We start from the raw sequence: 7,736 nt of genomic DNA, 5'->3' as shown, positions 1-7,736 counted from the left end.
GCAACAGACCATTTATTAAATGCGCTTTTTTTGCTTTGTTCAACATCCTGAGGGTGTAGAGAAAGATTTCCATAGTTTCCCAAAGCACCAAAGAATATACGAGTATATAAACTCTCAATCTCGTTCAATAAAACACCTGCTTCAAGTGCATTATAATCGAGCTCTGCGCCATAGCCATATTCAAAAGCAGATAAATTGGAAGCATAATGATGGCTCCCCCCATAAGCATGCAGAAAAAAGGCTGTCTTTTCATTCTCTTTCCAAGAAGAATGAAAAGCATTCCGCATTGTCTCCAACGTCTTATTTTGCGTGGTCGTATCCATCAAACCAACATAGAACAAAGCATTTGGTAAAAGGAGATAAGTTGGCAATTGAGGAACAACAGCTCTAATACCTAGCTCAGGGGGAACATCAAGCGGTATAGAGAGATTAGACGAAGGATCTAAAGCCTCAGAGGACTCAGAAGGCTTTGGTTCAACAGGGGCAGAAGGAGGAGAAACAGAATCCGTAGATGAAGGTGAGACCGGAACAGAGGGCTTAGATGGCATAACCTCATCTGTAGAAGTCTCAACTGAAACAAATGGTGCAGGCATAGGCACAGCAGAAGGATTGTCTGAAACAGTGGGTGCAGAGGGGTGCTCAGAAGACTTTGATTCAACTGGTTCAGAAGGAAGAACAACAGAATCCGTAGATGAAGAAGATACCGGAACAGATGACTCAGATAACAACACCTCTTCCATAGAAGTTTCACCTGAAACAAACGATGCCGCCGTAGGTTGCACACTAGCAGAATTCTCTAGAACAGTTGGCGCAGAGGGATGCTCAGAAGACTTTGATTCAACTGGTTCAGAAGGAAGAACAACAGAATCCGTAGATGAAGAAGATACTGGAACAGATGGCTCAGATGGCAACACCTCATCAGCAGAAGGATTCTCTGGAACAGTTGGAATAAATGAAGATAGAGCAGAATCCGTAAGCAGAGGATCTACCGAAGTAGATAACTCAACCCCATAAGACCTTGTTTTCACAGGTGTAGGAACAGTAGAAACAGAATCCTTAGACGGAAGTGTAACCGGATTGGTTGGCACAGAAGGCAGAACAGTTATAGAAGAAGTGGAAGGCGTAGATGATGTATCTACCGAAACAGAGGGCGTAGATGACAAAACCTTAGTAGAAGTTTCAACTGAAGAAAACAATGCAGATATAGGCTGCGCAGAACCAGAATCCTTCAGATCATCTGGAACAGGTACAAATGAAACAGAATCCATAGGTAGAGGAACTATAGAAGAAGACGGCTCAGAACCTGAAGACATTGATTCTACAGTTGTAGGAACAGTAGTAGAATCCGTAAGCGAAGAATCCACCGAAGTAGATGATACAACAAAAGAGGAGTTTGTTTCAATAGATGAAGGTGAAAGAGAATCAGTAGGAAGAGATCCTTCAGATAAAGACGATTTAGATGGTACAGACACAACTTCAACAGAAGGAGATTGTACAGACGGAGAAGATGTAGGCAAACTATGCTCTGCTAGTGGCTCCGAAGGAATAGTTTCTGATTCAGGTGGGGATGGTAAAAGCGTAGGACTTAAAGACGAAATGGAAGTGGATTTAGATTCAGAAGAATCCGATTTAGGATTAATATAAACACCTTCGAGACGAAAATCCCAAAAATCTTCACTTCCTGTAACCAATCTATTCTTTGGATCTGCTTTTCCCAAAGAAGAACTTGGACCATAAGCGCGAAGATGATATTGATAAGGTAAGCCATTAATTGTAATATAATTATTATGCAATTTAAAAGAACTCTCCTCCGCCATCCCAGCAACTTGAACGAGTGAAATACTACTGCTGCCTTCACTAGCAGCTTCCTTTTCTGAACTTTTGGAAAAATTTTCCATCACGAGCAGTGTACTTCCCAAGACATTCCCGTAGATCAAAATACGGTCAGTTTTTTGAGGATTAAACGAGCCGTCATTATTCACAGACGCACTCATCTTAATCTGCACATTTCCCTTTGCATTATAGGCTTCTTGTACCCCGTCTATTGAAGTTAGGTCATTTAGATCACTTCCTTTTTCAATATATACTTTTCCAATATACAGCGTTTGATAACCTTGAGATATAACTTTATCAAAAAAAATTGTGCTATCAGAAATGCTTATAGACGAAAGTGATGAATCTACAGGAAATGATTCCTGCAAATCTTTATGCTTCTTTTTGGTGAGATACCATGAAGAGCTATGTGTTAATTCTAAATGAACAGTCGATGCATCCTCAACATGGATACCCCCTGTAAGTATAGAATCCTTTGCTTTCACCAATAGAGAAGAACTATTTTGAGCCTTTAGCAATAAATCACCAGAGATCTTTGTCCTTTCTGTTAATTCAATGGTAGCTTCAGCTCCATAAATATCATCTCCCGTACTATAAATGGCAATACCATCGGGAACTGAAAAAGTTGTCTCTGACAAATGCAAAGATGCTTCACCCAAAACAATTTGTTCTACTTTTGAAAGTTTTTCACTCCCTACCTTAAACACATCATCCCATACATCTGGATCTAATCCATAAAAATACAGACCATATACTCCCTCACCCTGAACAGAAATTTCTGCCCTTTCAATCTTAATATTTGTCTTTTTAAACGCATTTGATGAAGCGTATTCTTGAATCAACTTACCTTCAGCATCTGCATAACCTGCAAAATTCGTAATCAAGAAGCCATGCATATCAGTCAGCTGAATAGAATCACCACGCAAATGAACATTACCACCTTGTGATATGTCAAAAGCTCCTGGAAATTCATCAATACTCTCATCATCAACTACAATCGTGTATTTCTTACCTTTGCCCTGAATATGTGTGGTATCAATAAGATATCTCCCCCCAAATTGCGTTGAAAACGCACCAACTCCATTAAAAGTAACGTTACTGCCCGACATCCTAACAAATGCATCAGAACTACTAAAAAATCCACTTCCTTTTACATTCAAATCATCTGATACGATATCAATATTTACGTTCACTAAAGCAATATCGGTTTTTTTTCCTTCCGCACATACAGCTTGCGAACTACCTTCAATCTTCCCTCTATTCATCACAACTTGCCCGTTCTGAACACGAAAACCGGACATATCCTTAATATTTGAATTGGTTAGAACAAGCTTGCCATCATCTTTTACAGATGCACTATATAAAAATGACTGCTTTGCTTTACCCGCCATAATATTCATCTGTAACAAATTTAAAACAGTCCCTGCTTTTTCTATAGATACAACCGCAGTCAAATCATCTTGTGGAAAAACAGAAAAAGTATGATTTTTATTACTTATCGTGTATTTTTTACTATCGTTATATGTAAATAAACTCTTTGCTACATTACAGGGAGTTCCTAAATTATTAGGCTTAGCATTAGCACTCACAATTGGCAAAAAAGAAACAATAGCCGCCGTAATAAATAAAAATCTATATCCGCTTAATAAATTAACCATAATTCTATTATAATTTGTCCTTTACCCCATTACTTAAAAATAAAAAATATTCTCCATAAAGCTAAATTAAACACACAAACAATGAGAAGTATAAAACTTAATACTCATTTATACTTCTCACAACACTGTATAACTTATGTAAAAATTACTCTATATTTCATAGGCATCTAAAAACGATAGCGTAAACCACCTGAAAAAATCGTCCCTGAAAAACCAGCTTTGCTAAGACGATGCTGATAAGTCACATCTCCATGCAATGCAAAGTTTGAAGACAACTGAGCCTTCAGCCCCACTCCAGTTTCTAAAGAAGAACCAAAAGCTCCTAATTGGAATTCATCTCCAAACTGCACACGTTGTTTTCCGCCAAAACTATTGGTAAGATGAAGTTTCCCATTGAAAGAAACAACATGCCCTTCTTCAGAAGCAGCAAGCGTCTTGCTTAAATTCCCGCCAACACGCATCACCCACTGATCAAGCTTTCCCATTTCGATATCAAATCCATCGATATCAGAGGTCTTATCAAATCGTATATTTTGATAAACGACCTGAACTTGCGTATCAAAAATAAGTCCCTTATGTCCTGTCATAAATGACTTACCGGCAGCCAATGAAGCACTCAAAAGTGTCCCCTTCAATGTTGTTGTTTTGCCTCTTGCTTGTGTCAGAACATCCCCTTTAAATAACCCGTAGGAAAAAAGTCCATCGATATAAAATCCTGCATCATGCTGCATATTGCCATATGCTGTAACAGACCATTTATCAAATGTACTTTTTTTGCTTTCTTCAACATCTTGAGGCTGTAGAGAAATTTTCCCATAGTTCCCCATTATTCCAAAGCTCAAAGTGTGATATGTATCCTCAATCGCATTGAGCAATATACTTGCCTCTATAGCGTTATAATTCAAATTTCCGCCATAACCATATTCAAGCGCAGACAGATCAGAAACATAATGATAACTTCCACCGTAGCCTTGCGCAAAAAATGCAGGTTTTTTACCATTTTCTCCCAAAGCCCCAGCAGTGGTACGCAATGTCTCCAAAAGTTTGTTGTGATTATTCATATCCATCAAACCAACTTGAAACAAAGCATTAGGCATTGATAGATAGGTTGGAACTTGTGGTACAACAGCTTTAACGCCCTCTTCAAGATAATGAGCAGAAGCATCATGACCGGCAACAACATTATTATGATGCGGATGAGCGTTTAAAGAACGAGACACACGGAAATGAGAAACATGCTTTTTCAACTGAGCACGCTTTTTCAACTGAGCACGCTTTTTCAACTGATAAGAAGAACGCTGAATATGTTCAGCCTCAAGCCGATAATCCCAAAAATCGCCATTATGCTTTACTGCTGTTCCTTTAGCTAATTTATTTTCCACTTTTGCGTGTCCATGGGAAAAGTTTGGACCATACGCACGCAGACTATATCGATAAGGAGCTCCTCTTAAAGCAACATAACCAGTTGCCAGTTTAAAAGAATCTTCCGCTGCTTTTCCATAAACCTGAATAATTGAAGTATCATGGCGATCTCCTTTCTTAACTTTTAGCGTCTTTCCTTTCCCTAGAATCACCGAAGGATTTACAATATACACCTTGGTTTTTCCGTAAACATCACCATAGATCACAAGTGTATCAGCTTTTACATTTTTGCTTGTACCATTGGTAGCAAGATGTGCATTAACATATAAGCGTGCATCCCCTCCCGCAATATAAGCATAGTCACTGGATTTATCCTCTACGCTTCCTACATGAAGTCTCTGATAATAACCGTTTTGGGGTTTATTAAATAAAATAGAACTATTAATAAGCCTTACAAATGAAACAGACGAATCTGCAAAATACGGACCTTTCCCATTCTTCTTAAGTGCACTTTTACTTGCTTTTACAGTCCATTTTGATTGATTGAACAACTCAACACTACCGTAAGAACCTTTCTCAACCTGTGCTCCCCCTGCAAGAAAAGACGCATAGGCATCAAGCGCAACAAATGAATTATTCTTAACATCTAATAACCGATCGGCAAAGATACGAGAACCTTCTGATGCTGTAATGTAAGGATATCTCCTCGCATCATCACTATAAATAGCTGTACCATCGGGAACATGAAGAGCTGTTTTTTTAAATCGAACTTCACCTAAACTCGTAAGAAGCTCTCCCTCTTGATATTCATTTTGCGAAGGGTTTCCCCTAAAATGCAAACCATGAGCTCCATCTCCCTTAAGAGTGATCTTTGAGTTTTCCACAGAAACCAAAGACATAAAATTATCCCGCACCTCAAGTGATCTTTCCTTAAAAATCGGTTCTGCACTCTCAATCGCTATACCATGAATATCTGTAACATGAACTTCACCATCATCAACGAAGAGAAAACCGCCCTGCTTCACGCCAAATACTGATTGAGATATCTTACTACTTTTTTCCTTTTCACCATTTCCCTTAACAGAAACTTTCTTAAAAGAACTTGTATCATCTTTTGACACAACCACAGCTGATGTAATCTTCTCAGATTTATTAAATTCCAAAGTCCCACCAATTCCTGAAATGCCTTTTTCCTCTTTACCTTTTTTCAGCTCAATAACTGCATTATTGGATTGGGACATAGAAACATCACTTTTAACACTTGTATCCAATCCTTTCACATATTCTTGTTCTTGGTCGCTTCTTTCAATAGTCTTAGCGGCATCAACAACATCACACGAATACGATTTAAAAAGGGAATTACATGAGGGTTTATAATCTTCTGCACTCACATCTATATTGTGCGCAAAGAAAAAAATAGAGGTTGTAAAAGAACATACACACACATGGCGCTTTAATACTTTAATCATAATTTACTTTAAACTTTCTTCATTTTATCTTCATCAAAAACCGAAAAAATACATCTGGATCATTTACAGGTTATTATCACTATGTGTCGTCCAGATAATTCGTTTTGTATTATATGTAAAGTTAAAAATCGTAAAAATAACACAATAAAATCATGTTTTGTGCTTATTGTTTTTTACAAAAGATAAATTAAAGGAAAAGTACAATTAAAAATGATAGCTTAAACCACCAGAAAAATGTGTTCCGGAAAAACCAGCCTTCGTAAATTTGTGCTGATAAATGAGATCATTATAAAGAGAAAGTTTGGATGAGAGACGGGCATTAAACCCAACCCCTGCTTCTAAAGAAGAACCCAAAGAACCAAGCTGGAAAGCATCTTTAAAATACACAAATTGTTTATCATCAAAATTACGAATGAAATGAAGTTTGCCATAAAATGAAAGAACATGTGTCTCTTTAGTCAATGTCAGTGTTTTGGTTAAATGTCCCCCAATACGCACCTCCCAATGATCTGGTCTTTGCATATCAATATTAAAATTATCAATATCACGAGTCTTATGAAACTGGAGATTTTGATAAACAAATTGAAACTGAGGTTCAAAAATAAAATATCGACGACCTATCGTAAATGTTTTACCAGCAGTTAAGGAAACACTCAGGGGTTTACCTCTCAATGTAGCCGTCTTACCTCGCTCAAGTGTGAGAACATTTCCATTAAACAAACCATAAGAGACGAGACCATCCATATAAAGCCCCGTATCATGTTGCATGCTCCCATATGCTGTGATTGTCCATTTATCAAATGTACTTTCTTGACTTTGTTTAACCTCCCGAGGCAGCAAAGAAAGCTTGCCATAATTGCCTATAATTCCAAAGGATGTTACACTGTACGCATTTTCAATTTTCTTGAGTAGAATACCTGCCTCTAGTGCATTATAATCAAGGTTGCCTCCATATCTATATTCAAGTGCAGACAAATTTGAAGTATAACGGTGATGTCCACCGTAACCGCGCAAAAACAAAGCGGGATTTTCGCTCACTTTCAACAACCGCCTAGAAAAAGTTCGCAGTGTTTGCAACTGCTTATTTTGATTACTGATATCCACCAATCCAGCATGAAATAAGGTATTTGGCACAAGAATATAAGTCAAAACCTGCGGAACAACAGCTCTCATATTTTGTTCAAAATGAGAAGAAAGCTCAAAAACAGGTGGTATAACAGAGGATGGAACAGAAGGCGAGATAGATGAACCTGATGCAGGCGGCACAACAACAGAAGAAGTAGAAAGAACAGAGGGTGAAGCAGATGAACCTGATGCAGGGGACACAACAACAGAACTAGTCGGTGAAACAGAGGACGGTACAGGTGAACCTGATGTGGGAGGGACAACAATAGAACTAGTCGGTGAAACAGGG

General features: G+C 38.1%; 3 protein-coding genes. All 3 read right to left on the bottom strand.

What is annotated here, in order from left to right:
* A partial coding sequence (locus ACFIO3_RS05090) for an autotransporter outer membrane beta-barrel domain-containing protein (RefSeq protein WP_375695261.1) occupies positions 1–3,491 on the bottom strand: 3,491 nt, incomplete at its 3' end.
* 167 nt (positions 3,492–3,658) lie between these two features.
* Complete coding sequence (locus ACFIO3_RS05085; RefSeq protein ID WP_375704159.1) at positions 3,659–6,322, bottom strand: autotransporter outer membrane beta-barrel domain-containing protein; 2,664 nt, start codon at positions 6,320–6,322, stop codon at positions 3,659–3,661.
* Between the two features lie 204 nt (positions 6,323–6,526).
* A partial coding sequence (locus ACFIO3_RS05080) for an autotransporter outer membrane beta-barrel domain-containing protein (protein WP_375704158.1) occupies positions 6,527–7,736 on the bottom strand: 1,210 nt, incomplete at its 5' end.

Source organism: Bartonella sp. AD328YNZD, assembly GCF_042196425.1.
This window is presented reverse-complemented; position numbering and strand designations above follow the sequence as displayed.